Annotated in this window: 25 protein-coding genes and 1 tRNA gene; 12 read left to right on the top strand and 14 right to left on the bottom strand. The window is 34.6% G+C overall.

Going from position 1 to position 25,819, the window contains the following annotated elements:
- Window positions 1–41: 41 nt before the first annotated feature.
- The 3 genes from KAOT1_RS20950 to KAOT1_RS20940 all read right to left on the bottom strand — a co-directional run bounded on the left by KAOT1_RS20950 (window position 42) and on the right by KAOT1_RS20940 (window position 3,728).
- On the bottom strand, window positions 42–2,315 hold the full coding sequence (locus tag KAOT1_RS20950) for a M1 family metallopeptidase (protein WP_007096918.1): 2,274 nt from the start codon (window positions 2,313–2,315) through the stop codon (window positions 42–44).
- A 63-nt stretch (window positions 2,316–2,378) separates the two neighbouring features.
- A complete protein-coding gene (locus KAOT1_RS20945; protein ID WP_007096917.1) occupies window positions 2,379–2,879 on the bottom strand; it encodes a DUF6702 family protein in 501 nt (166 codons plus the stop codon).
- A gap of 87 nt (window positions 2,880–2,966) precedes the next feature.
- The gene (locus tag KAOT1_RS20940) at window positions 2,967–3,728 is read right to left on the bottom strand and encodes a carboxypeptidase-like regulatory domain-containing protein (protein WP_040559764.1); all 762 of its coding nucleotides are present in this window, start codon (window positions 3,726–3,728) and stop codon (window positions 2,967–2,969) included.
- Window positions 3,729–3,884: 156 nt separating this feature from the next.
- Here KAOT1_RS20940 and pepE point away from each other — a divergent pair, with 156 nt between their 5' ends.
- Window positions 3,885–4,589, top strand: a complete 705-nt coding sequence (gene pepE / locus KAOT1_RS20935) for a dipeptidase PepE (protein ID WP_007096915.1) — start codon at window positions 3,885–3,887, stop codon at window positions 4,587–4,589.
- Between the two features lie 76 nt (window positions 4,590–4,665).
- On the opposite strand, the gene KAOT1_RS20930 is transcribed toward pepE, so the two are convergent.
- A tRNA-Gly gene (locus tag KAOT1_RS20930) sits at window positions 4,666–4,738 on the bottom strand.
- A 50-nt stretch (window positions 4,739–4,788) separates the two neighbouring features.
- The gene (locus tag KAOT1_RS20925; protein WP_007096914.1) at window positions 4,789–5,214 is read right to left on the bottom strand and encodes a GNAT family N-acetyltransferase; all 426 of its coding nucleotides are present in this window, start codon (window positions 5,212–5,214) and stop codon (window positions 4,789–4,791) included.
- A 92-nt stretch (window positions 5,215–5,306) separates the two neighbouring features.
- Between KAOT1_RS20925 and KAOT1_RS20920 the strand changes: the two genes are divergently transcribed.
- From KAOT1_RS20920 to KAOT1_RS23140, 5 genes are all read left to right on the top strand, one after another.
- Window positions 5,307–5,756, top strand: a complete 450-nt coding sequence (locus KAOT1_RS20920) for a GNAT family N-acetyltransferase (RefSeq protein WP_007096913.1) — start codon at window positions 5,307–5,309, stop codon at window positions 5,754–5,756.
- Window positions 5,757–5,844: 88 nt separating this feature from the next.
- Window positions 5,845–6,816, top strand: coding sequence for a TolB family protein (locus KAOT1_RS20915; protein WP_007096912.1), 972 nt, complete (start codon window positions 5,845–5,847; stop codon window positions 6,814–6,816).
- The gene (locus KAOT1_RS20910; RefSeq protein WP_007096911.1) at window positions 6,809–7,540 is read left to right on the top strand and encodes a M15 family metallopeptidase; all 732 of its coding nucleotides are present in this window, start codon (window positions 6,809–6,811) and stop codon (window positions 7,538–7,540) included. Before KAOT1_RS20915 ends, KAOT1_RS20910 begins: the two co-directional genes overlap by 8 nt.
- A gap of 36 nt (window positions 7,541–7,576) precedes the next feature.
- Window positions 7,577–8,341: a M48 family metalloprotease gene (locus KAOT1_RS20905; RefSeq protein ID WP_007096910.1), complete on the top strand. Its 765-nt coding sequence runs from the start codon at window positions 7,577–7,579 to the stop codon at window positions 8,339–8,341.
- Window positions 8,342–8,724: 383 nt separating this feature from the next.
- A complete protein-coding gene (locus KAOT1_RS23140; RefSeq protein WP_007096909.1) occupies window positions 8,725–8,901 on the top strand; it encodes a hypothetical protein in 177 nt (58 codons plus the stop codon).
- 66 nt (window positions 8,902–8,967) lie between these two features.
- On the opposite strand, the gene KAOT1_RS20900 is transcribed toward KAOT1_RS23140, so the two are convergent.
- Window positions 8,968–9,342: an ankyrin repeat domain-containing protein gene (locus KAOT1_RS20900; protein ID WP_162014354.1), complete on the bottom strand. Its 375-nt coding sequence runs from the start codon at window positions 9,340–9,342 to the stop codon at window positions 8,968–8,970.
- Window positions 9,343–9,716: 374 nt separating this feature from the next.
- Between KAOT1_RS20900 and gpmI the strand changes: the two genes are divergently transcribed.
- From gpmI to KAOT1_RS20870, 6 genes are read left to right on the top strand one after another with little or no spacing between them, the layout of a single operon-like run.
- Window positions 9,717–11,234, top strand: coding sequence for a 2,3-bisphosphoglycerate-independent phosphoglycerate mutase (gene gpmI, locus KAOT1_RS20895; protein ID WP_040559763.1), 1,518 nt, complete (start codon window positions 9,717–9,719; stop codon window positions 11,232–11,234).
- Entirely contained in the window at window positions 11,234–11,821 is a 588-nt protein-coding gene (locus KAOT1_RS20890) for a thioredoxin family protein (protein ID WP_007096906.1), read from the top strand. Before gpmI ends, KAOT1_RS20890 begins: the two co-directional genes overlap by 1 nt.
- A gap of 45 nt (window positions 11,822–11,866) precedes the next feature.
- The gene (locus tag KAOT1_RS20885; RefSeq protein ID WP_007096905.1) at window positions 11,867–12,277 is read left to right on the top strand and encodes a BT0820 family HAD-type phosphatase; all 411 of its coding nucleotides are present in this window, start codon (window positions 11,867–11,869) and stop codon (window positions 12,275–12,277) included.
- A complete protein-coding gene (map, locus tag KAOT1_RS20880) occupies window positions 12,274–13,080 on the top strand; it encodes a type I methionyl aminopeptidase (RefSeq protein ID WP_007096904.1) in 807 nt (268 codons plus the stop codon). Before KAOT1_RS20885 ends, map begins: the two co-directional genes overlap by 4 nt.
- A gap of 20 nt (window positions 13,081–13,100) precedes the next feature.
- Entirely contained in the window at window positions 13,101–13,514 is a 414-nt protein-coding gene (locus KAOT1_RS20875; protein ID WP_007096903.1) for a hypothetical protein, read from the top strand.
- A gap of 9 nt (window positions 13,515–13,523) precedes the next feature.
- Entirely contained in the window at window positions 13,524–14,288 is a 765-nt protein-coding gene (locus KAOT1_RS20870) for a class I SAM-dependent methyltransferase (protein ID WP_007096902.1), read from the top strand.
- Window positions 14,289–14,613: 325 nt separating this feature from the next.
- On the opposite strand, the gene KAOT1_RS20865 is transcribed toward KAOT1_RS20870, so the two are convergent.
- From KAOT1_RS20865 to KAOT1_RS20830, 8 genes are all read right to left on the bottom strand, one after another.
- Window positions 14,614–14,922, bottom strand: a complete 309-nt coding sequence (locus KAOT1_RS20865; protein ID WP_007096901.1) for a hypothetical protein — start codon at window positions 14,920–14,922, stop codon at window positions 14,614–14,616.
- 177 nt (window positions 14,923–15,099) lie between these two features.
- Complete coding sequence (locus KAOT1_RS20860) at window positions 15,100–15,420, bottom strand: hypothetical protein (protein WP_157560233.1); 321 nt, start codon at window positions 15,418–15,420, stop codon at window positions 15,100–15,102.
- A 335-nt stretch (window positions 15,421–15,755) separates the two neighbouring features.
- Window positions 15,756–19,745: a T9SS type A sorting domain-containing protein gene (locus KAOT1_RS20855; protein ID WP_007096899.1), complete on the bottom strand. Its 3,990-nt coding sequence runs from the start codon at window positions 19,743–19,745 to the stop codon at window positions 15,756–15,758.
- A 170-nt stretch (window positions 19,746–19,915) separates the two neighbouring features.
- Complete coding sequence (locus KAOT1_RS20850; protein ID WP_007096898.1) at window positions 19,916–20,668, bottom strand: LytR/AlgR family response regulator transcription factor; 753 nt, start codon at window positions 20,666–20,668, stop codon at window positions 19,916–19,918.
- Window positions 20,668–23,607: a sensor histidine kinase gene (locus KAOT1_RS20845; protein WP_007096897.1), complete on the bottom strand. Its 2,940-nt coding sequence runs from the start codon at window positions 23,605–23,607 to the stop codon at window positions 20,668–20,670. Before KAOT1_RS20845 ends, KAOT1_RS20850 begins: the two co-directional genes overlap by 1 nt.
- A gap of 186 nt (window positions 23,608–23,793) precedes the next feature.
- The gene (locus KAOT1_RS20840; RefSeq protein WP_007096896.1) at window positions 23,794–24,057 is read right to left on the bottom strand and encodes a hypothetical protein; all 264 of its coding nucleotides are present in this window, start codon (window positions 24,055–24,057) and stop codon (window positions 23,794–23,796) included.
- Window positions 24,058–24,200: 143 nt separating this feature from the next.
- Window positions 24,201–25,238, bottom strand: a complete 1,038-nt coding sequence (locus KAOT1_RS20835) for an FAD:protein FMN transferase (RefSeq protein ID WP_040559762.1) — start codon at window positions 25,236–25,238, stop codon at window positions 24,201–24,203.
- Window positions 25,239–25,240: 2 nt separating this feature from the next.
- A complete protein-coding gene (locus KAOT1_RS20830) occupies window positions 25,241–25,603 on the bottom strand; it encodes a hypothetical protein (protein ID WP_040559760.1) in 363 nt (120 codons plus the stop codon).
- Window positions 25,604–25,819 lie beyond the last annotated feature (216 nt).

Here is a 25,819-nt window from a genome sequence, read left to right as displayed (position 1 = left end):
TTAATTGCTGGTTTTTTTTATGATTTTATTGAAGGTTCTTCTTATTGTTTCACCTTATTGTCTTTGAATTTATTAAAATCTGTTTGCCCATCTTTTCTTGGCCAAGAATTGTTTGACGTGTCGATATCAGCAGTTTCTAACTTAGGATCAATTTGAATATTTTTTAATTCTTTATCTGAAGCAATTACAATTTTTGCTCTTTTGTCATTCTTTCTCCAAATTTGCGCTGGATACTTCATCATTTCTTTAGATCCATCAGCATACGTACATTCTACAATAAGTGGCATTACCAAACCTCCTGGTTTGTTGAATGATACTTCATAGAAATATTTTGGATCTCCCATAGTAGCTCTTTCTGCTGCCGTAAAGTTATCCATTAAGTATTCTTTTAATGGCTCATTATCTTCATTATTGATGATAGATTTTCCTTCGTTTTCTTTTTTGTAACGATCATCACCTTCAGGAACAAAATATACGCGATCAAAAGCCTGCCCTTTTTGTGAAATTACTTGAAATTTTCTCACACTTTCAATGCCGATATCTGTGTAATCTGTTGTGTAAAACCAACCTCTCCAAAACCAATCTAAATCAATTCCTGAGGCATCTTCCATAGTTCTAAAGAAGTCTTCTGGTGTTGGGTGTTTAAATTTCCAACGCTGTGCATATGTTTTAAAAGCATGATCGAACGCTTCACGTCCCATGATCGTTTCTCGTAAGATATTTAATCCTGTTGCTGGTTTTCCATACGCATTAGGCCCTAATTGATATACATTTTCTGGGTTTGACATGATTGGTGACAAATATTCTTGACTTCCTTTCATGTAAGGCACTATTTTAGAAGGTTCTCCTCTACGCGAAGGATATTTCCCTCCTTGTCTTTTAACAGATTCTGGATGCGCTTTTGCAAAATCTTGCTCAGCTAAATATTGCATAAATGTATCCAAACCTTCATCCATCCATCCCCATTGACGCTCGTCAGAGTTTACAATCATTGGGAAAAAGTTGTGTCCTACTTCGTGAATAATTACACTAATCATTCCGAATTTTGTACGTTCAGAGTAAGTTCCATCTTCGTTTGGACGTCCATAATTCCAGCAAATCATAGGATATTCCATTCCTTGATTTTTAGCATGTACTGAAATTGCTTTGTGATAAGGATAATCGAATGTGTGATTTGAATACGTTTTTAAAGTACTCGCTACAGCTTTTGTAGAATATTTTTCCCAGAGCGGATTTCCTTCTTTTGGATACATAGAAACTGCCATTACACGTTTTCCGTTAATGTCAACTGCTTGCATGTCCCAAATAAATTTACGTGAAGTAGCAAAACCAAAATCTCTTACGTTTTCGGCGTAAAATTTCCATGTTTTCTTTTTGTTTGAAAAATTCTTTTCTGCTGCTTCTACTTCTTCTTGTGAAACAATGATTACTGGTTCGTCGTACGATTCTAAAGCACGCTCGTAACGCTTCATCATTTCTTTTGAAAATACGCTTTTTCTATTCTGTAATTTTCCTGTTGCATCTAAAACATGATCGGCAGGAACAGTAATGTTTACTTCATAATTTCCGAATGGCAATGCAAATTCACCATTACCCCAAAATTGATAGTTTTGCCATCCTTCTACGTCGTTGTAAACTGCCATTCTTGGAAAAAATTGTGCAATTACATATGCGTAGTTTCCATCTTTGGCAAAATATTCATATCCTGAACGACCTCTGTTAGTTACGTGATTGTTGATATTGTACCACCATTTGATAGAAAACGAAATTTTGTCTCCCGATTTTAAAGCTTGTGGCAAATCAATACGCATCATCGTTTCATTGATGGTATATGACATTGGTCTTCCTTTAGCATTTCTCACATAATCAATGTTAAAACCTCCATCAAAAGGATCAGCTACATAACGATTTACAAAAGATGATGCTCTTGTTAAACGTGGAATACGAGCTCCGTTTTTAAGTTTTGCTTGGGAGTTTTTTGCTCTAATATTTTGATCTAGTTGTACCCAAAGATATTCTAAATCATCAGGGGAATTGTTGGTATACGTAATGGTTTCAACTCCGTATAACTTTTGATTTTTATCATCAAGCTCAATGTCCATTTCATAGTCAGCTTGTTGTTGATAATATGCTTTTCCTGGAGCTCCAGAAGCAGTTCTGTACATGTTAGGTGTAGAAAACTCTTGATAGAGTTGCCTAAATTTGTTGTTGTTAATGTGTCCCTGCGGCTTTTCATCATCTTGTTTCTCCTGTGCAAAGGCAAGATTCGCACCTAGAAATAGGATTGCGAGAATGTGGAAATGTATGCGTTTCATTAGGTTTATTAAAATAGGTTTATATTTTCAAACCCTAAAAGTAACCATTTTGAATATTTATTGTTAAAATTTTAACAAACCTTTATCGTTTTCTTTTACTAATAATAAACTTTTGCGCTCGTTATTGATTTTTACATGTACCAAATTTTGCTGATCTTCCTCCATTTCATACAAAATAGCATTTTCAACTTCGAGCGTATTTACTTTATTTATACCTGAAATTTCGAGATAACAAATCGTGACATCATCTTCATATTCTTTTCCTAAAAATTTGAATGTTTTTTGCTCGCCATTTACCCAAATTTTCAATTTCTTTTTTAGATATTTCGCCATCATTTGCTCCACTTCTTGTGTTGCTTTTTCCACAGTTAATTCTTCTTTCAAGTCGTATCGTTCTTCTAAAGCGCTTTGAAAGTCATCAATAAAAATTCGCGTGGTAATTTGAAGCGCTTTTTCGTTTTGATTATGTTCTATATTGGTTACACTTACGTAAAATTTATGCGCTGTTGTAAAAGCAAATAACGGAATCGCTATAAATAAAATAAGGAATTTTTGAATTTTCATAAAGAATAAGACGTTTTTACGATGTCGTGACAAAGATATCCAAAAAGCATTCCAAATTGTGTTTTTTTATTGTGGTGATTCTCTTTCTTAGTTTTTTGACTCGATAGTCTTTAGATATGCTTTGCTTTGTTTTACCATAAAATCAATCATTAAGAATTCATTTTTTTCTAAAAAGATATCTTCCGAAGGCATTTTATCATCACAAAAATACAAGAACGCACTTATTTTATCTTCTGGAATTCCTAAGTTGTCTGTGAAAAATTTGTCTTTATAACGATAACGAATTTCGTTAAAACTTGTACGTTCATATATTGCTTTCTCCTTTTCTTTCTTTTTTCCGCCTTTAAAGATGGAGTTTACCAACATTCCAACCAATCCAATAATATTTGCCCCTTGAAAATTTGCCTGTCCTAATGCTTCATTTTTTACCGTAGAATAACGATCGTCTGCAAATTGGTAATCCTTATATTTTACAATTTCTTTTTCCTGAAAGTCTAAAAATTTCTCTTTATTTTCTGGACTGATGACAACTTCGTCTAATTCTTCTACTTTTTCTGTCACCTCAACAACCAAACGATTATTTTTCAAAATTTTATCTGTAATCACAATTTCCTTGATCGTATACTGCACCGAAGAAAAGATCAAAATGTCATCTTTCTTTACCAGAATTTCAAATTCACCTTTTCCGTTGGTCGTAGCGCCTTTGCTCGTTGTATTATTTACAATATTTACACCGACAACCTTGACATTTCTGTACACAACGGCACCGCGTAAAATTTTCCGTTCTCCATCTTGCGCAAGCAGCATTGAGGACATTAAGATAAAAAATAAGAGTAGTTTTATTTTCATAGCTATTGAATTGGTGGTTAACTTAGTTTTTTTAAAATAATGGCATAAAGAAATTAACTATTCTCCTTAAAAAAATGCCAATGCACATTAAACTTTTGTTAAAACCTTTTAATCATTACTTTTACAATTTAGAATAAATTTTAGACTTTACGCCTTATGCAAAACATTATTATTGCTAGTACTTCAACGGTTCACGGAAGTGGCTATTTAGCATATATTCTTGACGAACTTGCTTCGTTTTATAAAGATACGGAAGAAATTTTATTTATCCCATATGCACGTCCTGGCGGAATTACACACGATGCATATACCGCTGTCGCTGGAAAAGCCTTTGAAAAGATAGGAAAAACTGTGCGCGGCATTCACGAATTTGAAAATCCAATAGCAGCTATTGCTGATGCGAAAGGCATTTTTACAGGTGGTGGAAATACATTTTTATTGGTTTCGCAACTATATAAACACGAAGTAATGCAACCGTTGCGAGAAGCTATTTTAAACGGAACAAACTATTTAGGAACAAGCGCAGGAAGTAATATTTGCGGACTTACCATGCAAACAACGAACGACATGCCAATCATTTATCCACCAAGTTTTAAAACGCTTGGAGTGATTCCTTTTAATATCAATCCGCATTATTTAGATCCGATTGAAGGAAGTACACACATGGGAGAAACGCGCGAAACACGCATCAAAGAATTTCATAAATTTAATACACTTCCTGTAGTTGGTATTAGAGAAGGAAGCTGGATTCGCGTCAAAGGCGATCAAATTACACTTGAAGGAGCACATACCGCACGCGTTTTTGAACATGACAAAACTCCGTACGAAATTCCGACAGGTTCAAAAATTACTTTTTCTTAAAAGGATAACAACACATTACTTCTTCTAAAAAGTTTACCATAAAAAAAGCCGATTCGGACTGAATCGGCTTTTGAAGAGCGAAAGACCGGGTTCGAACCGGCGACATTCAGCTTGGAAGGCTGACGCTCTACCAACTGAGCTACTTTCGCATTGCGGGTGCAAATATACAGAAATAAGGTTTCTTATTCCAAATGTTTTTTTAGATTTTTTTCAAAAAATGATAGCCGCGTGCTATAAATCCCTGATTATAATAGAATTTATGTGACGGAAAATTTTCGATATATGTATTCAACTCAACAGTTGTTACGCCTTTTTCTTTTCCGTACGTTTCAATCCACTGAAATAATTTTGCTCCAATTCCTTTACTTCTATAAGCTTCTTCAATATAAACATGATCGGGCTCTACGCTTCTTCCGCAATAATGACGCGTCATGCTCCACAAACCAAAACAACCAATTAATTGATCGCCATCATAAATGGCGAAGGCTTCATAGTTTTGTGACAACATTTCCTGAAAACGCGCTGTTAGCAAATCCATCGGGACTTTTTGCTGATTCATGATGTCTAAATATGGTAAAATAATCAATGCTTCTTCTTTATCGAGCAACTTGAACGTAATTTGCATACCTGAAAAATTTATTCAAAAATAATTCATTTCTATAAATTTAAACTTCCAAATTAGTGATACTTTTGAGTAATTGTATAAATTTTGTGATTATGGAAACTCCAAACTTCACCGTTAAAGAAATTACTGCCAAAACAGCTTATGATGTGCGTCATCCTGTGTTGCGCGAGGGAAAACCTCTAGATTCTTGCCATTTTGATGGCGATGATTTGCCAACGACTTTTCATTTAGGATATTACACAAAGGAACAATTGGTTGGCGTAGTGACTTTAATGGTAAATAATCGCGACGATATTACCACAGAAAAAGCATTTCAATTACGCGGAATGGCTGTATTGACTAACTTTCAAAAAAGAGGCATTGGCGAGGTTTTAGTGAAAAAAGCTGAAAAAATGATTCTCGCTCGTGGCGGAACATTTATTTGGATGAATGCACGTGAAATTGCTGTTCGATTCTATGAAAAATTAGGCTATCAAAAACATGCTAAACCTTTTAATATTCCAAAAATTGGATTGCATTTTGTGATGATTAAAGCACTGTAATTACAAAGATTAACGAGTTCTTAACGCTTCTCGCAAAGTAAAACAAGTACTTTTTAATCCAATAATCATCAATCAAACTATATTCCTAATGAAAAAAATACTACTACTTCTTCTTGTATTCGCAAGCACACAACTATTTGCGCAAAAGCAAGCTACTATTGCATTTGAAAAAAATCTTACTTCGCCTGAAATTTTTATACATCTTCCAGAATTTAAAAATATCAACGTGAGAGATATGGCAATTTCACCCAAGAACGACGAAATTTTCTTCACGCTTGATGCACCAAAAAATGCCTTTAGAACGATTTTAACGTCTAAAAAGATAAATGGAAAATGGTCGGAATTTTCAATTGCTGCATTTTCAGGAAATTACTACGATATTGAGCCTGCATTTTCTCCTGATGGCACAAAATTATTTTTCGCGTCCAAACGCCCAACTGGTAAAGAAAAAACTCCAAAGAAAGATTACGATTTATGGTTTGTTACCAAAGTAAATGGTGTTTGGAAAAATCCGATACGATTGCCAGAAACGATCAATACTGATAAGAATGAATATTATCCTTCCTTAGCAAATAATGGCACTATTTATTTTACTGCAGAACGTGCGGATGCCAAAGGAAAGGAAGATATTTACAAGAGTGAGTTTGTAAACGGAAACTATCAAACACCTGTAAGTTTAGGAACTGGTGTCAATACAAAAACCTATGAATACAACGCGTATGTGAGTCCTGACGAATCTTTTATCATTTTTGGTTCCTACGGACGAAAAGGTAGTTTGGGACGTGGAGATTTATATATAAGTTTCAATGAAAATGGTATCTGGAAAGAAGCGATTCATTTGGGAAAACTCATCAATTCTAATCAAATAGATTATTGTCCGTTTGTCACTTTTGATAAAAAATACTTTTTCTACACAAGCGAAAAAAGCACTATTGAACCGATGTATGAAAAAATGTCTTTTGATACATTGAAAGAAGTTATCAATGAAGGTAGCAATGGAACTTCAAAAATTTATTATCTTTCGTTTGAAAAATTATTAAAATCAATTCAACTTGAATAGAACAAATTTTATCAAACTTCTCGGATTGGGTTCTGTTGCCCTTCATAGTTTCCCAAGCATGGCTTTTAATACAAGAAATACAGATACTTTAGAACTTATTGGCAAAGGAAATCCGACCGTTTTTGGCAACGGATTTTCTTTACGAAAAGAAGCGTACGATGCTTTTGTAAAAATGCGCGCTGCCGCAGAAAAAGAAGGAATTTCAATTCATGTTGTTTCAAGTTATCGCAATTATGCTCATCAAAACCGCATTTGGGAACGCAAGTACAAACGCTTTACCAAGCAAGGTTTATCGCCCATAAAAGCCATTGAAAAAATCATCGCTTATTCTACCATTCCTGGAACTTCTAGACATCATTGGGCAACCGACATTGATATTATTGATAAGAACACAACGTATAGCGGTGATGTGTTGGTTCCACGTAAATTTCACGGCGACGGACCATTTTGCAAACTCCGTGAATGGCTGGAAGCAAACGCAAATACCTATGGTTTTTACATTGTGTATACCGATCGCGCCAATCGCAAAGGTTTTAAATATGAACCTTGGCATTATAGTTACGCGCCACTTTCCAAACCCATGTTGACCGAATATCGAAAATTAGATATAAAAAAGATGCTTCAAGCTGAAAAATTAATGGGAAGTGAGCATTTCAACGAAAAGTTTATCAATTCATATATAAAAGAAAACATTCTAGATATCAATCCTGAGCTTTTATCCTAAGGTTTTGTACTTTTATAGAACATCAAGTAATATGTTATGAGAGGAAGTAAATTAAAAATCCGACTGTTGATTGGACTTGCTATTGTCGCTTTTGCCTTTTTTAAGAAATGTGCAAATCGTGAAGTAAATCCGTATACGAATCGCGTGCAAACGATTAATATGACTTCTGAGGAAGAAATTCAGCTTGGTTTTGCCAACAGAAATGCCATGGCACAACAACACGGTGGTTTGTATCCTGATGCTGGCGCGCAAGCTCGTGTAGATATGATTGGCGAAAAGCTAGTGAAATCGAACTCAATGGCAGCAGAATCTCCTTATAAATTTGAATTTCATCTCCTCGCAGATAATAGAGCTATCAATGCTTTCGCGTTGCCTGGCGGACAAATTTTTATTACAAATGCCTTGTACAGCAAATTAGATGATGCACAATTGGCTGGTGTTTTAGGACATGAAATTGGACATGTTTTGGGAAGACATTCCGCAGAACGTATTGCGGAAACTGACTTTTGGCAAACTGTTTCTACAGGTGCGTCTGTTGGTGCTGATATGGGCGGAATGGTTGGCGGAATTGCACAATCTACCTTATTAAAAAATGGTCGTGAAGACGAACTAGAAAGTGACGAACTTGGCGTACTATTGATGATGTACGCAGGCTACGAACCTGAAGCGATGATTGAAGTGATGAAAATCTTAAAATCTGCTGCAGGTCCAAATAGAACTCCTGAATTTCAAAGTACACATCCAGATCCTGAAAATCGTATTGAAAAAATTAAAGAAGTTATTGCGAATTATCGGGAGTAGGTTTTGTTGTTCGTTTTTTGTTTTTTGTTTTTTGTTTTTTGTTTTTTGAAAGATGTTTTCAATTTAATATTTCAAAGTACTTCTCGATACAAAATTTTCATGCTAAAATTTAACTCGAAGTGACGTTTTGAAGTTTGTAGCAATGTATTTTCTGAGAAGTTTTTTCAATTCAAAATTCATAATTCAACATTCAGCATTTTTAGTTATGAAATTCATGCATACTAAGTTTATCAAAATGTTCTTTGAAACTAAAAACATTCTCAATACTAACATCTCAAATCTCAATACTAAAATCCAACACTACTACAAAGAAGGTAAAACAGTAACAAACTGTTCTTTTTTCTATTTATATTTCTAAACATCAAAAACTTAATTAGGAAATCATGAAAAAAAAGAACAATCAATTACGTTTAAACAAGAAACAAATTAGTATTTTAAATCAATCCGCAATTACTGGTGGAAGACCATCAGGTTTTTCGAGACAATGTCCCGTGGAAACTGTAAACATCACGAGATGTTATGGCGCCAATCAATGTCAGAAATGGCCTAGACAAGATTAATTTTTTTTATAAAATACAAAAGCCGTTTCCTCTCAGAAACGGCTTTCTTGTTAGCTATTTTTTTAATTATTTGGAAGCGTTTTCCAAAATTACTTTTACGTCAGTTGCTTTTGAAATTTTTGCATAGTCAATTGCAGTACGTCCATTTTTATCTTTATAATCTAATTTTGCACCATTTTCTAGTAATAAATTGGCAATTTTAGCTCTGTTGTAACGTGCTGCATACATTAAAGGTGTTTTTCCGTTGGAAGTTTTGTTTACATTTTCTCCAAACTGAATCATTTTTTTAACCGTGTCAAAATCTCCTTTCGAAATTGCAACACAAAATGCATTTACCTTTACAATTTTTGTAACAGTTACTTTGTTTGTTGTTGCTGATTCATTGTTTCCTTCAGTTGCGTTAGCCGTAGTGAATGAAGCTCCTACTATAAGAGCGATCATAAAAATTGTTTTTCTCATAATGATTGTTGATTTTTAATTGATGATGTTAATTTTTATTGTTGATTTGTAATTTGATTACACTAAAGAGACGACACTTCTAGAAAATTGTTGCACGTTTTTTTCAATTATAACAGTACCTTAACGATTGCGTGTAAAATCTGTTAAAGCCATCTTAAAAAATGAAAATCTATTAAGAATATCTATAGATTTTTTTAAGAATTTCTTAATCAATATTCTTTGACATTCTTTCGGAAAAAACTGCCTTTTTCTGTGAATATGATAATCCTTTCTTAAAATAGTTTGTTTTTTAGGTTTGAGCTGTGTAATGTTATGAAATACACTTATTTTTATTTTTTTAAATCAATTTATCTCGAATGAATAAGAAAGTTATTTTAATGATTTTAGATGGATGGGGAAAATCGCCAGATCCGAAAGTTTCTGCGATTGCCAATGCCAATGTTCCCTTTATCGATAGCTTATATACAAAATATCCAAACGCCAATTTATTGACTGATGGAATGAATGTCGGTCTGCCAGAAGGACAAATGGGAAATAGCGAAGTTGGACACATGAATTTGGGCGCAGGACGCATTGTGTATCAAGATTTAGCCAAAATCAACTTAGCAATTAAAAATAATACTTTAAAAGATGAAGCTGTTCTCACAGAAGCGCTTCAACATGCAAAAGACAATAATAAGTCAGTACATTTTTTAGGATTGGTTTCCGATGGTGGCGTACATTCACACATCAATCATTTGGAAGGTTTGGTCAATTTGGCAAACAATCATCAAGTAGAAAATGTATTTGTACACGCGTTTACAGATGGTAGAGATGTTGATCCGAAATCAGGAAAAGACTTTATTTCGCAAACGGAAACATTCTGCCAAAAGGCAAATGCAAAACTTGCCACGATTACAGGTCGTTATTACGCTATGGACAGAGATAAACGTTGGGAGCGAGTTCAATTAGCCTACAACGCGTTGGTTCATGGAAAAGGAACATTAAGCACAAACGCTACGGCAAGTATTCAAGAAAGTTATGATGCTGATATTACAGATGAATTTATCAAACCAATTGTAATGACAGACAGCAATAACGAACCAATTGCTAAAATTCAAGCAGATGATGTTGTTATCTTTTTTAATTTCAGAACAGATCGTGGGCGTGAGTTGACTGAAGTATTATCACAAAAAGACTTTCCTGAGTTTGGCATGAAAAAGCTTCCACTCTATTATGTGACGCTGACAAATTACGACGCTTCTTACCAAAATGTTCATGTCGTTTTCAACAAAGAAAATATAAAAGATACGTTGGGAGAAGTATTATCCAAACATGGTAAAAAACAAATTCGCATTGCAGAAACAGAAAAATATCCGCATGTAACGTTCTTTTTCAATGGCGGACAAGAAACACCTTTTGATGGTGAAGAACGCTTACTATGTCCGTCGCCAAAAGTTGCAACGTATGATTTAAAACCAGAAATGAGCGCGTACGATATTCGTGATAAAATCATCCCTGAATTAGAAAAAGCAGATACCGATTTTGTATGTTTAAATTTTGCCAATCCAGACATGGTTGGTCACACAGGAGATTTTGCAGCAGCTGTAAAAGCGTGTGAAGTCGTAGACGAATGCGCCAAAGCAATCATTGAAGTTGCTCAAAAACACGATTATAGTACCATTGTAATTGCCGATCATGGAAATTGCGATACGATGATAAATCCTGATGGAAGTCCAAATACGGCACATACAACGAATCCAGTGCCAATTATTTTGGTGGATGAAGATATCAAGCATATAAAAGATGGAGTTTTGGGCGATATTGCACCAACTATTTTAAAAATGATCGGAATTCCACAACCTGAATTAATGACTCAAAAATCACTTATCTAATGAAAAAAATCTTATACCTATGTATAGCACTTACATTTTTTGCCTGTAAAGACGAAAAGAAAACATCTTCTTCTAAAACAACTGAAACAGAAACAACTGCAACAACAGTAAAAGCTGATACAGAAACCGAGGAAGAAGAAAAAAAATTACCAATTTTGACAGGTGTCCAAACTCGAACAGCCATTTCAAAAATACCCTATGATAGTTGGTTTGGACCAAATTATTCAACCTATCCTGTTGATAAAGAAGTAGCTTTTTTAGTAAAACCATTATTAAAAGATGTAAAAGTGAAGCTTTTTATGGGAACTTGGTGTGAAGATAGTCAGCGAGAAGTTCCGCAATTTTTCCGCATTATAGATGTTATAAAAGCTTCTGAAGAAAATATTGAAATTATTACTGTGGATGAAGATAAAATGACTCCTGAACATTTGGAAGATGGTTTTGATATTACCAATGTACCAACATTTATTTTTTATAAAGATGGCAAAGAACTGAACCGAATTGTAGAATCGCCAGTAGAATCATTAGAAAAAGATATGTTTACCATTTTGTCTGGAAAAGACTATAAACATACATATGCTGAATAACACAGTATTTCTTTGTAGCTTTGCAAGCACAAAATAGGAAGTGGAATGATTGTGAAAGAGAGCTTATTGATTGCGGTAGATTTTGATGGTACTATTGTAGAAGATGCCTACCCAAAAATTGGAACGGCTAAAATTTTTGCTTTTGAAACTTTAAAACGTTTGGAGCAAGATGGACATAGATTAATTTTATGGACATACAGAAGCGGAAAACGCTTGGACGAAGCGGTTGCATTTTGCAAAGAAAATGGCATCGTTTTTTACGCTGTAAACAATAGTTACCCTGAAGAAATATTTGAAGGCAAAGTAAGTCGAAAAATCAACGCAGACTATTTTATAGACGATAGAAATATTGGCGGTTTTATAGGTTGGGGAAAAGTATATCAGTTGCTCACCAACGAAACGCCAAACGTAACATTAAAAAAGAAAAAAGGACTGTTTTCCTTTCTCAAGAAATGATTATACCAAAAACACGAGAAGAAATTGAATTGATGCGAGAAAGTGCATTGATTGTTTCCAAAACATTAGGAATGATCGCTAGTGAAATTAAGCCTGGCGTAACTACCTTATATCTAGACAAATTAGCGGAAGAATTTATTCGCGATCATAATGCAATTCCTGGTTTCTTAGGATTGTATGACTTTCCAAACACCTTGTGCATGAGTCCAAATGCGCAAGTTGTACATGGAATTCCCAATAACAATCCGTTGCAAGAAGGCGATATTATTTCGGTAGATTGTGGTGCGATTAAAAATGAATTTTACGGCGATCATGCATATACGTTTGCCGTTGGAGAGATTGATCCTGAAACAGAAAAATTACTCCAAGTCACTAAAGAATCTTTATACGTAGGAATCCGTGAATTTAAAGCTGGAAACCGCGTAGGCGATGTCGGGTATGCAATTCAAAAGTATACCGAAGCACACGGTTACGGTGTTGTTAGAGACTTGGTTGGACATGGTTTAGGAAGAAAAATGCACGAAGATCCAAACATGCCAAATTTTGGTCGTCGCGGACGCGGAAAGAAATTTATTGAAGGAATGGTAGTTGCCATTGAACCGATGATTAATATGGGCGTAAAAGACATTAAATTTCTTCGTGATGGTTGGACTGTTTTGACGAAAGATGGAAAACCAAGTGCACACTTTGAACACGATGTTGCGTTGGTAAATGGAAAACCTGAATTGTTATCGACATTTAAATATGTATACGAAGCATTAGGTATTGAAAGTAACGAAGAAGACGAATTCAGACAAGCATAAACCGTAAAACACTGTATATTTTGAATACATCATTTCTAAGTTTCCTTTTAACATTTTGTATTGCTTTTTCTGTAACTGCACAAGAAGAAAAAGAAGTTAATTGTGAAGGTGTAAAATCGGGTACTTTTGTCATTCCTAGTGACGATGTTGTTCCGCTTTCCACAAAAATAGTTCGTACCGAAAAATTTCAAACTGAATACATTAGTGATGGTTCACAACGAAGTTCACGTTTAAAATGGTTAACAGATTGCAGCTATTTAATTGTTCCTGATGCTAAAAAAGAAAATGAAGATCCTAATGAAGCTTTGTTTCGCAAGTATGGCGGACTTATGGTTACATACACTGCAAGAAAAGGAGATACGATTTATTTTACGGCACAACTTCGCGAATTGAAAAATTCTGATGTCAAAGGATATATGATTAAAGTAAAATAATCGCACGATTTGAAAAAACTCTTTAAATACATACTCAACACGATTCCGCGACCGCTATTAATCAAGATGAGTTATTGGATTCGTCCGTTTGTAACTTTTGTATTGAAGGGAAATAATTATACGGATCCGATTGACGGTAAGAGTTTCCGAACGTTCTTGTCGTATGGATATACGATTAATCGTGAAAATGCCTTGTCGCCAAGCACGTTATCTTTAGAACGTCATCGGTTGTTATGGTTGTATTTACAGAATGAAACTGATTTCTTTACCAAACCACAAAAAGTATTGCATTTTGCACCCGAACAAGCATTTTACAAACGTTTTCGCAATCAGAAGAATCTAGAATACACGACAACAGATTTGTTTTCGCCGTTGGCAGATGTGAAAGCTGATATTTGTGATTTGCCTTTTGAAGACGATTCGTTTGATACCATTTTGTGTAATCATGTGTTGGAACATATTCCTGATGATACCAAAGCAATGCAAGAATTGTATCGTGTGTTGAAACCTGGCGGTATGGCAATTTTACAAATTCCGCAAGATTTGGAACGCGAAGTTACTTTTGAAGATGACACGATTACCGATAAAAAAGAACGCACGGAAATTTTTGGTCAGTACGATCATGTGCGTGTGTACGGTTGGGATTATTTTGATAAACTCCGAAGCATTGGTTTTACCGTAAAAGAAGAAGATTATACGGCTGAATTTACTCCTGAAGAACTTGAAAGATATTGCTTGATGGAAGGCGAAATTATTCCTGTTTGTTTTAAGTGATTTTTTGGTCGCTTCGCTCTTGGTTGTGTGTTGTTGTGTGTGTTGTGTGTGTGTTGTGTGTTGTGTGTTGTGTGTTAAGTTACTTTTTCATTTAATATTTTGAGTTTTTTATTTTAAATTTCGTTGTTCTTACTCAGACGTGTTTTTACCACGAATTCACGAATTGTTTTTGTTAGAGACTCTAGTGTTTTGAATTGCCACGATTTTTTTAGCTTGTTTTACTTTTACTCATAACTAAAAACTCATAACTTTTTAACTCCTTATAATAAGCTTTTGGCAATCGTTTTGATTATTGCGTCTGTTGTATTTTTAGTTTTTGTGCTTGTTAAAGGATATTAATGTCTTCGTAGCATTTTATACAAATTCCTTTTTTTTCAATCGAGTTATATTTTTGAAATATTAACATTTCAATCGTATTGACTTTATCATCTGATAGTTTCAAAACCTCATCTAGCTCAATGTTTTCAATTTCTTTAAAAGTATGTTCACGATAACAATCATCGCATATTTTTAAGTTTAATATCGCAATCGTATGTACTTTCGATTTTACACCGCGAGTTACATCCGCATAACAATGCACACACATTTCATAGAATGCTTGTGTTCCGTGTTTTTTGCATAGAATTCTTCCCATTTCAACTATTCTTATAACATCTAAGCTAAGAAAAACGATCTCATAAAAAAAGAGAACCTTCTTTCGAAAATTCTCTTTACACTAAGAAAGTAATACTTTCTTTCCTTTTAAAAAACTAGATTTCTGGTTGGTTAGTTTTGTGATTTTAACTTTTAAAAAATTACCCCTTTTTTTTAATTAATCCATCACTTTAGACAGTTTGACCGTTTCGCCACACATATCACTGGTGATTTTGAAAATGACGTCGCCTTTTTTTCCTTTGTTTGCCCAATGCACCGTTTTTCCAACTTTACATGAAATGCTGGTTTTACTTCCTTTGTTTAAGGATACGTAACCAGTTCCTGTGTAGATGGAAACTTTATTTTTAGTGTCATTGATAAGCGAAAAACTGCTTCCATAAACTGCTTCTGTTGTTTCTTGTACGGTTGTAGTCGTTTCTGAGATCGATGTGAATGAAAGTACCGAAAGCAAACTAATGGCAATGATTGTTAATTTCATAAAAGCTTCTATTTTTTGTTTCAGGAATAAATATAAATACTTGGTAGATTTTAATCTTTTCATATTTTCTGAAATGCCAATTTGAGTTTCTGAAAAGTATTTTTTGAGAAATGATCGGATTGAAGCCGTTTTACAATCCGATCAAATTCTGCTAGCAAATTGCTAGTTTGGGTAATGTATTGTATTATTTCTTTTACTTATTGGGTGACAAAGCTACATTTTAGATTAATTCCTATTATACGCTAATTTCTGAAAGTGTATTCTTGACTGCTAAAGCAAAAAAATCCTGTAAGCATGAAAACTTACAGGATTTATACAATAACGTAAACTATAAATTATTGCTTGATAAAGCGTTTGGTGATTTGTGTTTCGTTTTCAGTTGTAATTTTCATTACGTACATTCCTCCTGAAAGTTGAGAAACATCTATTGTAGCAGTAGTTGCCTGTAATACTTTTTTCCCTAATATATTGAAAATTGCAACATTTTTTATATTTGTTTTTGTTTGAATATTGATAATTCCTGAGGTTGGATTTGGATATATTACAAGACTGTCGCTTGCTAATGACACTTCTTCAACACTCAATGTAGCATCATATTCATACGCTCCTAAATCTACTGTAGTGTCAACAATACGATTGTTATTTATCACATCTGTTGTACCGATTACATCTGCATTATTACCTGTATTAATTGCTGGAGAAGAAGCCGAAAGCGAATAATCGCCCGAAGCAGCATCTACAAACATAGGATTGGCATTTGATCTGTTAGTTCCTGCTGGCAATCCGGCAAAGTTATTTTCATCAATTGCATAATTCACTGATACAGAATTAGCAATTACAGTATGACCTTTGGTTACTGCTCGTGTAATTGCACCACCAGCACCTCTGTTTCCGTAAAAAATTGAATTAGCAACTACTACATTATGCGTTCCTGTAGAACCACGACTTACACTGAATGTTCCTCTATTGGATGACGATGATTCTGTACCAACGTCTGTATTGTCTGCAAATGTGCAATTAGTTACAGTAGTTGTTAATGTTCCGCCAGAGCTATTGGATCGCAACCAAATAGAACTTCCCGTAAATCCTAAATTGGTTGAGGAATTTCTTGTAGTGTTATTATAGAATAAACTATTTGCTAACGTTACTGTGTAATTCACGTTATTCGTGTTGAGTGTGTAAAAACCTGCTCCATAGTTTGCTAAATTATCGTGAAATATATTATTTGAAACAGTAATCGTTTCTCCTGTGGCAAAGCGTCCAAAAATTCCTGAACCGCCAACGGAAACATTGTTTCGAAATGTACTGTTCATTATGGTTAAATTATCTACACCTGCATCTTTGTAGATTCCTGCGCCAAGACGATCGTCACCAGAACTTGCCGTTGCTTGTCCGCCAGAAACCACAATTCCATCAAGAGTAACGTTTTGTCCTGTTATTTCTACAACGTGATATAGATTTTCGTTTCTTCCGCCACCATTAAATGTGTTTACTGTGTCATCATCGTTTAAATCTCCCGAAAGGATCGTTTCATTTACTGTAAAATCACGTTCCGAAAGTTGTGTTTCAGTTCCGTTGAATCCGCCGTAAATCGTTAGGTTATTATTGGCTATTATAAAAGAATTTAAACGACTTGTTCCTGCTGGTTTGTACGTTCCGCTAGCAATCCAAATAGTATCGTCGTCGCTTGCCGCCGCTAAAGCAGTTTCTAGTGATGTGTATGCATTGTTCCATCCGCTTCCATTGTTTGCGCCTGTAGCATTTGCATTTACAAAAATTGGCACTTTAAAACCAACAGTGTACAATTCATAAGCACTTGGTGTTCCTGAGCAGTTTGCTCTTAGATAAATATCGTAAAAGTTAGAACTTAATCCTGTGAGCAGTTGACTGTTTCCAGTGATTCCGTTGATAGCTGTTCCGTTTCCGATGGGCATTCCACTCACTACATATACTAAATCGAAAGTATCTCCTGTATCGAATGGATGATCCCACGTAAGTGTTGCTTCTGTGGCAACTGTTGCACTTGGCGTAAGCACAACATTGAAAAATTCTCCACAATTGGCATTAAATTCATATGCTCCCAAATCTACAGTAGTGTCAAAAATACGTTGATTACCATCAATATCTTCTGTAATATCTACAGGTACAAATGCATTGTTTCCTGCGTTGATTGCTGGCGAAGTTAACTGCAATGTAAAGTCGGTAGCACTTGTAAATAAAGGATCGAGGTTGATTCCGCCTTCTTGTCCACCTTCTACAATAGAATTGTTTACTGCCGGAAATGGCGCAGTATTGAAATCTAAAGGCGTATTGCTTCCATTGCCATAGATAATACTATTATTAATGTTTGATAATTCTGGCGCGCCCGTAGTTGTAATTACTTGTCCGCTTTGCCCAGAATTGTCGGTAAATGTAGTATTGACAACATCTAGCTGTACTACACTTGCAGGTCCGTTTAAACGACCGATCCACAAACAAGAACCAATATTTCTTGAAACTGGCGTTGTATTGTTTGTAAAGAGACAGTTGACAATTTTACCTGAACTCGTCGCTCCGTTTTGCCCAAAATATAACACTATAGAACTAAGACTTCCATAGTTGGAACGAATTTTTGAGTTTATGAAATCTACTTGATAACTAACAGAAGCCGATGGGTTTTGTACATAATTTCCATAGACAGCGCCGTTTTGCCCTGAGTTATTTTCTAAGATACAGTTGTTAAATGTAGCTTCTACCCTTTCGGAAGTGTTTACCAATGCCACATAGACCGCGCCACCAGTTCCATAGTTTACACGGTTTGCTACTGGTCCAGTAAGCGTTCCTCCACCTAAAGCATTTCCATCCGCAATTGTGACACCATCAATGATTACATCTGTCATGTTTTCTCGTAAGGATACTACATGAAACACATTGTCTGCTCGCGTACTTTCTGTCGGTAACAGTATTCCATTATCGTCGCCCATTATGTCGCCACTAAGTTTTGCAATATGTAACAAAGGATTACGCTGTGACAGCATGGTTTCTGTTCCGTTGAATCCTCCATAGAGTTTTACCAATGTTGGAATGGAAAATGTTGCTGTTCTGGCATCAGCATTTGTCGTTGTTGGAATGTACGTTCCTTCTGCTACCCAAATGGTACGTTCTGTTCCTGTAGCAATTCCTGTGAGTGCATCGTTTAGACTTGTGTATGCATTTGCCCAACTAGATCCATCGTTTGCTCCTGTAGCATCAATGTCAACGTAAATTCTTTCTTGTACAGCAGTAGTGGTTATAGCTGCCACATTTGACCAACCTGAGATAATTCCGTTACAAGTACTTCTAATGTATATGTCGTATGAAGTTGTTGGAGATAATCCTGTGAGTGTGTATGGACTTGCGCCTACATTGCTAACGATTGTTCCTGAATCTGGACTGCTTCCTGGTGTTGTGTATGAAACATCCCAAGAAGTTTGATCGGGCGTTGCCATCCATGATAAGTCGACAGCATTTGATTGTACATTTGTTGCTGTAAGTTGTGTTGGAATACAACTGTCAACATCATTGTAGAGTGCATTTACTTCAGAAAGACTTAAGGTTCTGTTGTACCAACGAATATCATCGATGGTATCGCCGTAAACACGATCGGAAATTAGATTTCCATTTTTACTGTTTCCTATCGTTACACGTTCATTAGGAAATAGGATCGCATATATTTGTCCTGATTGTGCAGGTGGCGTGCTGGTTCTTGTAAGTGTATTGTCTAACACACCATCAATATACAAGTTGTATTGATAGAAGATGTTTCCGTTTGTCGCTCCTGTATCTATTGTTAGTGTGATGTGATGCCAGTTATTGTCTGCAACAGACGCATTACTTCGAAAACCGTGATTTCCTGTATAGAAAGTAGTTTCAGATGTTTGCATAAAGTTATATCCGTATCGATAGTTGGCACTGAGATCAATTTTTCCATCATCTAAGGTAAGAAAGAAGCCAGTTTCCGTATTGGTTGGAATACGTACGTTTCGCGCATGGTAATCTAGTATAGCACGATCAAAGGAATCGTTGGTATTTGTTTTAATCCAAAAACTTACTGAGACTCTAAACCCAGAAGCTAGTTGTGGAGTAAATAGGAAAGAATTGTTTAATTCTATCGCGTTTGTAGGAGCGCCTTCACGATCGGCTGTTGTTGCGATTGTTCCTCCAGATTGTGTAAGATTGTTAGATCCGACAGTAGTGTTGTAGCTTCCGTTTGTAAATAGGTATTCATGCGTGAGTCCGTTCGTAGGAACTTGCGCTAATGAGATACTAATTACAAAGAGAAATAGGGAAAAAACTTTTGTCTTCATTATGTATAATTTATAGTTTATGAAGGCAAAAGTATCTTGCTAATTATCTATGTAATGTTCTGTCTTCTGAAAGTTAGTTTTGAGTTGCTGAAAGTTTTTTCGTTTTTGTCGCAAGTACATTTTTAACGATTTATGAGAAATGAAATTATGTTTTTTCTTTCAAGTATTGCTTATCCAATGTTTTGAACAATGGCAAGAAATTCCTCTTTTTTGTCTTTGGAAATGGAAACCGTTTCGTTATTGTCCATAATGATGTAACCACCATCTTTTTTGATGTATTCTTTGATGTATTTGAGATTGATGAGATACGAACGATGTGGTTTGTAGAAGGTTTTTATGTTTTCTAATAACGAGACAAAGTGTTTTAGTGGTTTGCTAACTAAGATTTCCGAATCGTTAACCGTTGTGATTTTTGTATACATTCCATCAGCTTCTAGTAGAATGATCTCGTTAAAGTCTACAAATTTGAAACCATCTGAAAAAGGCAATCCAATTTTGTTAAAGTTGGAAGAAGCCAGACTTTTTTTGAGTTCTTCAAGTTTGCTGTTTATTTGCGATTTTCCGATGTGTTTGAGTGCTTTTTCTACAGCTTCTTGTATTTGCGTTGCGCGTACAGGTTTTAGCAGGTAATCGATTGCAGAAAGTTGAAATGCTTTTATAGCATATTCGCTGTATGCAGTAGTAAAGATGATTTCGAAATTGAAGTTGTCTTTTTCTATAAAGCTTGCAATTTCTAAGCCAGAATGTTGTGGCATTTCGATGTCTAGAAATACTATTTGTGGTTGTTCTTTTTTGATGAGTGCTACGCCCGAAAGTAAATCTTCTGCTTCAAATATTTCTGTGATTTTTGGGCAATTTTCAGCTATTAAGACATGGAGCAAATTCCGTGCTTTTCGTTCATCGTCTATGATAATTACTTTCATTAGTTGTTTTTTATTTTGGTAATTGGAATGGTGATAATCACTTTTGTTCCGTTGGCTTGTTGCGTTGTGTGATCGTGTAAGTCTTCAATGGAAACGCCTATTTGTTTTTCTTTTCCGTAGTTGAGCAAATCCAAGCGATCTTGTGTTGCTTGCGTTCCAAAAGATTGGTGCATTTTGTCTTTCTTTTGTTTGATTGCCAATGCTTTTTCTCGCCCAATACCATTGTCTTCAATGGTACAAGTAATGGTGTCGTTTTCTTGAGAAGTTTCAAGAGTAATACTCAGTTCCCTGTTATCTTTTTTGTGTAATAATCCGTGTTTTAGTGCATTTTCAACATATGGCTGAATGAGCATCGTAGGAATGGAAATCGCTTCCGAATCAACTTCATTGTCAATTTTTATGCTATAGTTGAGCTTGTCTTCAAAACGAAGTTTTTCTAGTTCTAAGTACATTTCCAAACAATCTATTTCATCTTGTAAAGAAATAACTCCTTTGTTACTGTGATTGAGATAGGTGCGAATTAAATCGGCAAATTTTCCCAAATAATCACTTGCCAGATTTTTTTTGTTGAGAATGATGTATTCCTGAATCGAATTTAACGCATTGAAGATAAAGTGCGGATTCATTTGCGAACGCAAGTTTTCTAGTTTTAAAAAGACCAATTCGCGTTCTTGCTCCAACTTTTCAAATTCTTTATTTTTCTGTTTTTCACGTTTTTTAAGAATGTTTTTATAGTAAAAGATTACAAGAAGTAAACTAGCAATTACCATACTTGTTATAAACCAAGTGCGTTTCCAAAACGGACTTTTTATGGCAATTTTAATAGCAGTAATTTCAGATTCACCTGCCAAAGAGCTAGAAGCTGCTTTTACTTGAAACGTGTAGTTTCCGACAGGCAAACTGTTGTATTTTACAAAATCGATACCTTCATCAACCGCAATCCAATCATCATTAAAACCTAGTAAGCGACTGTAATAGCGAATGTGCTCTTTTGATCGAAAACCGTTGGAATTGAAGCTTATTTTTATTGCATTTTGATAGTGTGGCAATTCATATTTGTCTTGAAGTAAAGTATCTTTTTCGTTGATTTGAATTCCCGTAAAGTAAATTTCTGGTTTTACTGTTTTGTTAAATACCGTTTTACGATCAATTGAAAATACGCCATTGTTTGTGGCAAAAACCACATTGTTTTTAAACGGAATTATTCCACTGATAAGATACGTACTGATTCCATCTCTTTTTGTTAGTGTTTTAAAGGTTTCCGTTTCTATGTCAAACAACTGAATTCCTTTGTTGGTCACGATCCAAAGTTCGTTATTGTCTCCTTTTATTTTGTGAGTTGAGTTGGAAATTAAACCGTTTTCTTCTGTATAGTTTGCAATAATGCTATCATTTTTTATTCCGTAAATCCCATCTTTAAAGGTAGAAACCCACACAATTCCGTTGGCTGTTTTTGTAATTCCCGTTGCGTTGATTCGTTTTCCTTTGTAGCGAATTTTTTTTTCGTTGAAATCGATATCATATTTTATCAAATCATCAACGTAAGAGACATAACTTTTTTTGGAGATCGTGTCGTGAAAGCCCAAATATGCACGTAAAGTTCCAATTCGTGATACTTCTTTGCCATTATTTATTTTGATAGCGCCGCGATAGTTGGTAAAGAAAAAGGTGTTTTTCTTTAGGTAAGAGATGCTACGACTGTTTATAAAAACTGCATTTTGTGTATGCGTTTTTGTTTGTAAATCATAGATGACCGCACTGTTTTGCTGACTGATGTATAGAATTTGCTCATTTTTATCATAAAGAGCGGCTGTAACTGCTGTTTTGTCTTTTAATGGAATCCACTCAATGGAATTGGTTTTCATTTTGTAAAACCCTGCTTTTCCGTTGGCAGAACCAAAGAAGAAGGTTGTTTCGTTTATTTTTTCAATGCATTTGATGTCTTTAATTTCTTTTGGGAAGTCAAAACTGTAATTGTTTATGTTTGGAATTACAAATACTCCATTTCGCAGCGTTGTTAACCAATAGTTTTCACTTTTATCTACAATAACTCTAGAAGCGTATTCATTATCAAAATATTTATTTTTGTATACAATTTTCCCATCAGGTTGCACCGTGTACAGCCAAAGTCCTGTAGACGTAGACAGTAACATTTCGTCATTGTAAAAATCGAAGGTTACCAAATGACTTTTACGCAATTCTTCTTCAAGTTCTACTTTGTCATATTGCCCAGTGTTTACGTCAAATAAATACAGGTTTGATTCGTTTTTTTGATCCGTAAATTTTAGATAGGTTTTTCCTTTGTATCCGTTTATGATTGTTCGTCCAAGACTTCTGTTTTCTAAATCATTATGAATGGCTTCTGAGGTAATTTTTTTAAGAATATTTAATTCTAAATCTAAAACCAAAATACTATTGTTTGTTGTGATGAATATTTCATCTTCGTATTGATATGGATTTCCTAGTAAACCATCCGTAAGTTTTATGCGTTGTTCTATTTTTTTTGTTTCTAAAGATATTTTATAAACTACTTGAGATGCAAATACTAATAGATGTTTTTTGGTAACCAGAAAGCTTCCGAGTTGCCAACGAATTTCTTGACTTAAGTCAATAAACATCGTTAGTTTATCATCTTCTGCATAAAAATATTGTCCTGAGATATTGCAGCACCAAACGCGTCCTATGTGATCTTCTTTGGGTTCAAAAACTGAAAATCCGCGTTTTTCTTTGTTGGTGTAGAGTTTGAATTGATTTCCGTCGTAACGATAAAATCCTTTATCGGCGGCAAGCCAAATAAATCCTTTACTATCTTCCGTCATATTGTAAAATTCAATATCGGGAAGATCGTCTTTTTCTGAAAACTGCGTGTAGATTGGATGTTGTCCGTACACAGCACAGAAGGCAAGTAATACTAATAAACAGTGTAATTTTTTTACCAATTGTATCGAGTTATAACTTCCAAAACTACAATTTTATATGACGGATTTATTTTATTTTTTGTTGAAAGTTGTTTTTGAGTTTCTCAAAATATGGTGTACGTAGTTTAATTTTTGAATTTGATATAAAAAACGATCATTAAAATTGCTTTTAATGATCGTTTTGTAATGTATTTGCGATTGTTTTTTTTAGCAGATTCCGTTTACAGGACAAGATTGTGAAATGAAAGGACAACCATCTGTTTGAGGCGGACAACCATTTGTTTGAGGTGGACAACCATTTGTTGGCGGACAGGTATCTGTATAATTACATCCTATCGTTACCGCACATCTTGTATCAGCATACTGAAAACAGGAGTTTGTTCCACCACCAGTGAGTGTTCCTAATTTTAAGTTTGAGATTGCTCTTTTGTTTAATTTTAATCCGTTGGTTTTTAAGTTCTTTTTTTTCATGACCTTTATTTTAAGTTTGTACCTAAAATTACGTCATTTAAAAGTATATTCTATATTTTTAAACCACACTAAATGTATTCTAAAACCTTATTTAACATTATTTTAAAATTAGACAATCAGTACATTAAAACTATCCTACTTAATTATTCTTGAGGGGATTTTACGATTAATTCTTGAAAACCGTTGGTCGTGTACTTTTGAATGTTTCCGTATTGATCTCTACTTACAATGTATGCATCAACGTCTTTTAATTCGCTAAGGAGCTGCTTTGTTTTTTCGTATGGCATTACCATAAAAGCCGTTGCGTATGCGTCTGCTTTCATACAATTATCTGCTACGACAGAAACACTCAATACGTTGTTTTTCATTGGGTATCCTGTTTTTGCATTGAGAATATGCACGTAATGATCGCCTGTTTCTGGATCGACTCTAAATTTTCGGTAGTTTCCAGAAGTTGCCATCGCTTTGTTTTCAAGCCTGATTACTTCTATATATTGCCGTTCATTTCCATCTTGCACAGGACTGTCGATGGCAACCATCCATTTTTTTACTTTTTGGGTATTTTTCCCTTTGGTTAAGATTTCTCCACCAACTTCAATGATGTAGTTTTTGATTCCTTTTTTATCAAACATTTTACCAATAAGATCAATGGCATATCCTTTTCCAAGCGAATTAAAGTCAAATGTAAGCGAAGGATGTTCTTTGTACACTTTCCCTTCTTTTGAAATTTTAACTTTATTAAAACCTGTAAACGCCATGATGCTGTCTACTTGTTTTTTTGTAAGATTATTGATTGGTTTCTCTGGACCAAATCCCCATGCATTTACCAAAGCGCCTACACTTGGGTCAAAGTAACCTTCTGTTTTTTCATATACTTCTCGAGAAAAGTCATATACCGTTCTAAAATAATCATCAATAATGACATCAGTTTCTCCTCTGTTGATTCTAGAAATATCAGATGTTGGTATGTATGCAGACATGGATTGATTGACTTCGTGAAATACGTTTTCTATGTCATTTTTGTAGTCTTCCTTTTCATTTTGGACTTCATATTTTATCGAATATGTAGTTCCTAAAGCATAACCTGTATTGGTATGCATCATGACATCTTTAGGTTTTTCGACACAAGATGTGAGTAAAAAAGCTATACATATGTATAGGGGTAATGTAACTGCTTTCATTATTATGTAATTTGTATTAAACCATCATAGTCTAGTATGTACGGTTGGTTTTTTAGTACTTCTTCGAGTGGATTGTCTGCATTTCCGAGTCCGACGCCAGCAAAATAGAGTTCTGCTTCAAACTTTTCTACGTGCTTTTTGAATGTTTCCATCCATATGGCATCATATTCTTTTGGATCTTCAGGATAGGCAACGGCTTTTACAAGTACAAATTTCTTTTTGTTGTTCTTGTCTATACAAACAAATTGTGGATGTTTGTTTAGTTTGCTATTTACTGCCAGAAATTCATATCCTTTGTCCTCCAATTCTTTTCCTACGATATTCATCGCAAGATTATGCAACTCTTGTTTTGTCAGCTTCTCCATCGTTAGAAATTATATTCCAACACATTACGAAAGTATTGGTTTATTGATAGTGCTTATTATTTTTTTCTTTTTTGTGATAAATCTCGACGAAATACAATTTTCATCTACAAAATACCTTATTGCAAAGATACTGTAATTTAAGCTGATTTGGTATTGTATTACTTTTTTTAGAGTATAAAAAAGATCGTCATTACAGACGATCTTTTCTATATTTTA

The sequence above is a fragment of the Kordia algicida OT-1 genome (assembly GCF_000154725.1).
Classification (GTDB): domain Bacteria; phylum Bacteroidota; class Bacteroidia; order Flavobacteriales; family Flavobacteriaceae; genus Kordia; species Kordia algicida.
Note: the sequence above shows the minus strand (reverse complement) of the source record. Positions and strands in the feature narration are given on the sequence as shown.

Excerpts from the sequence above, each read along its gene's own strand:
- KAOT1_RS20950 (WP_007096918.1), bottom strand. The coding sequence starts at position 2,315 with ATGAAACGCATACATTTCCACATTCTCGCAATCCTATTTCTAGGTGCG.
- KAOT1_RS20945 (WP_007096917.1), bottom strand. The coding sequence starts at position 2,879 with ATGAAAATTCAAAAATTCCTTATTTTATTTATAGCGATTCCGTTATTT.
- KAOT1_RS20940 (WP_040559764.1), bottom strand. The coding sequence starts at position 3,728 with ATGAAAATAAAACTACTCTTATTTTTTATCTTAATGTCCTCAATGCTG.
- pepE (WP_007096915.1), top strand. The coding sequence starts at position 3,885 with ATGCAAAACATTATTATTGCTAGTACTTCAACGGTTCACGGAAGTGGC.
- KAOT1_RS20925 (WP_007096914.1), bottom strand. The coding sequence starts at position 5,214 with ATGCAAATTACGTTCAAGTTGCTCGATAAAGAAGAAGCATTGATTATT.
- KAOT1_RS20920 (WP_007096913.1), top strand. The coding sequence starts at position 5,307 with ATGGAAACTCCAAACTTCACCGTTAAAGAAATTACTGCCAAAACAGCT.
- KAOT1_RS20915 (WP_007096912.1), top strand. The coding sequence starts at position 5,845 with ATGAAAAAAATACTACTACTTCTTCTTGTATTCGCAAGCACACAACTA.
- KAOT1_RS20905 (WP_007096910.1), top strand. The coding sequence starts at position 7,577 with ATGAGAGGAAGTAAATTAAAAATCCGACTGTTGATTGGACTTGCTATT.
- KAOT1_RS23140 (WP_007096909.1), top strand. The coding sequence starts at position 8,725 with ATGAAAAAAAAGAACAATCAATTACGTTTAAACAAGAAACAAATTAGT.
- KAOT1_RS20900 (WP_162014354.1), bottom strand. The coding sequence starts at position 9,342 with ATGATCGCTCTTATAGTAGGAGCTTCATTCACTACGGCTAACGCAACT.
- gpmI (WP_040559763.1), top strand. The coding sequence starts at position 9,717 with ATGAATAAGAAAGTTATTTTAATGATTTTAGATGGATGGGGAAAATCG.
- KAOT1_RS20890 (WP_007096906.1), top strand. The coding sequence starts at position 11,234 with ATGAAAAAAATCTTATACCTATGTATAGCACTTACATTTTTTGCCTGT.
- KAOT1_RS20885 (WP_007096905.1), top strand. The coding sequence starts at position 11,867 with ATGATTGTGAAAGAGAGCTTATTGATTGCGGTAGATTTTGATGGTACT.
- map (WP_007096904.1), top strand. The coding sequence starts at position 12,274 with ATGATTATACCAAAAACACGAGAAGAAATTGAATTGATGCGAGAAAGT.
- KAOT1_RS20865 (WP_007096901.1), bottom strand. The coding sequence starts at position 14,922 with ATGGGAAGAATTCTATGCAAAAAACACGGAACACAAGCATTCTATGAA.
- KAOT1_RS20860 (WP_157560233.1), bottom strand. The coding sequence starts at position 15,420 with ATGAAATTAACAATCATTGCCATTAGTTTGCTTTCGGTACTTTCATTC.
- KAOT1_RS20855 (WP_007096899.1), bottom strand. The coding sequence starts at position 19,745 with ATGAAGACAAAAGTTTTTTCCCTATTTCTCTTTGTAATTAGTATCTCA.
- KAOT1_RS20850 (WP_007096898.1), bottom strand. The coding sequence starts at position 20,668 with ATGAAAGTAATTATCATAGACGATGAACGAAAAGCACGGAATTTGCTC.
- KAOT1_RS20840 (WP_007096896.1), bottom strand. The coding sequence starts at position 24,057 with ATGAAAAAAAAGAACTTAAAAACCAACGGATTAAAATTAAACAAAAGA.
- KAOT1_RS20835 (WP_040559762.1), bottom strand. The coding sequence starts at position 25,238 with ATGAAAGCAGTTACATTACCCCTATACATATGTATAGCTTTTTTACTC.
- KAOT1_RS20830 (WP_040559760.1), bottom strand. The coding sequence starts at position 25,603 with ATGGAGAAGCTGACAAAACAAGAGTTGCATAATCTTGCGATGAATATC.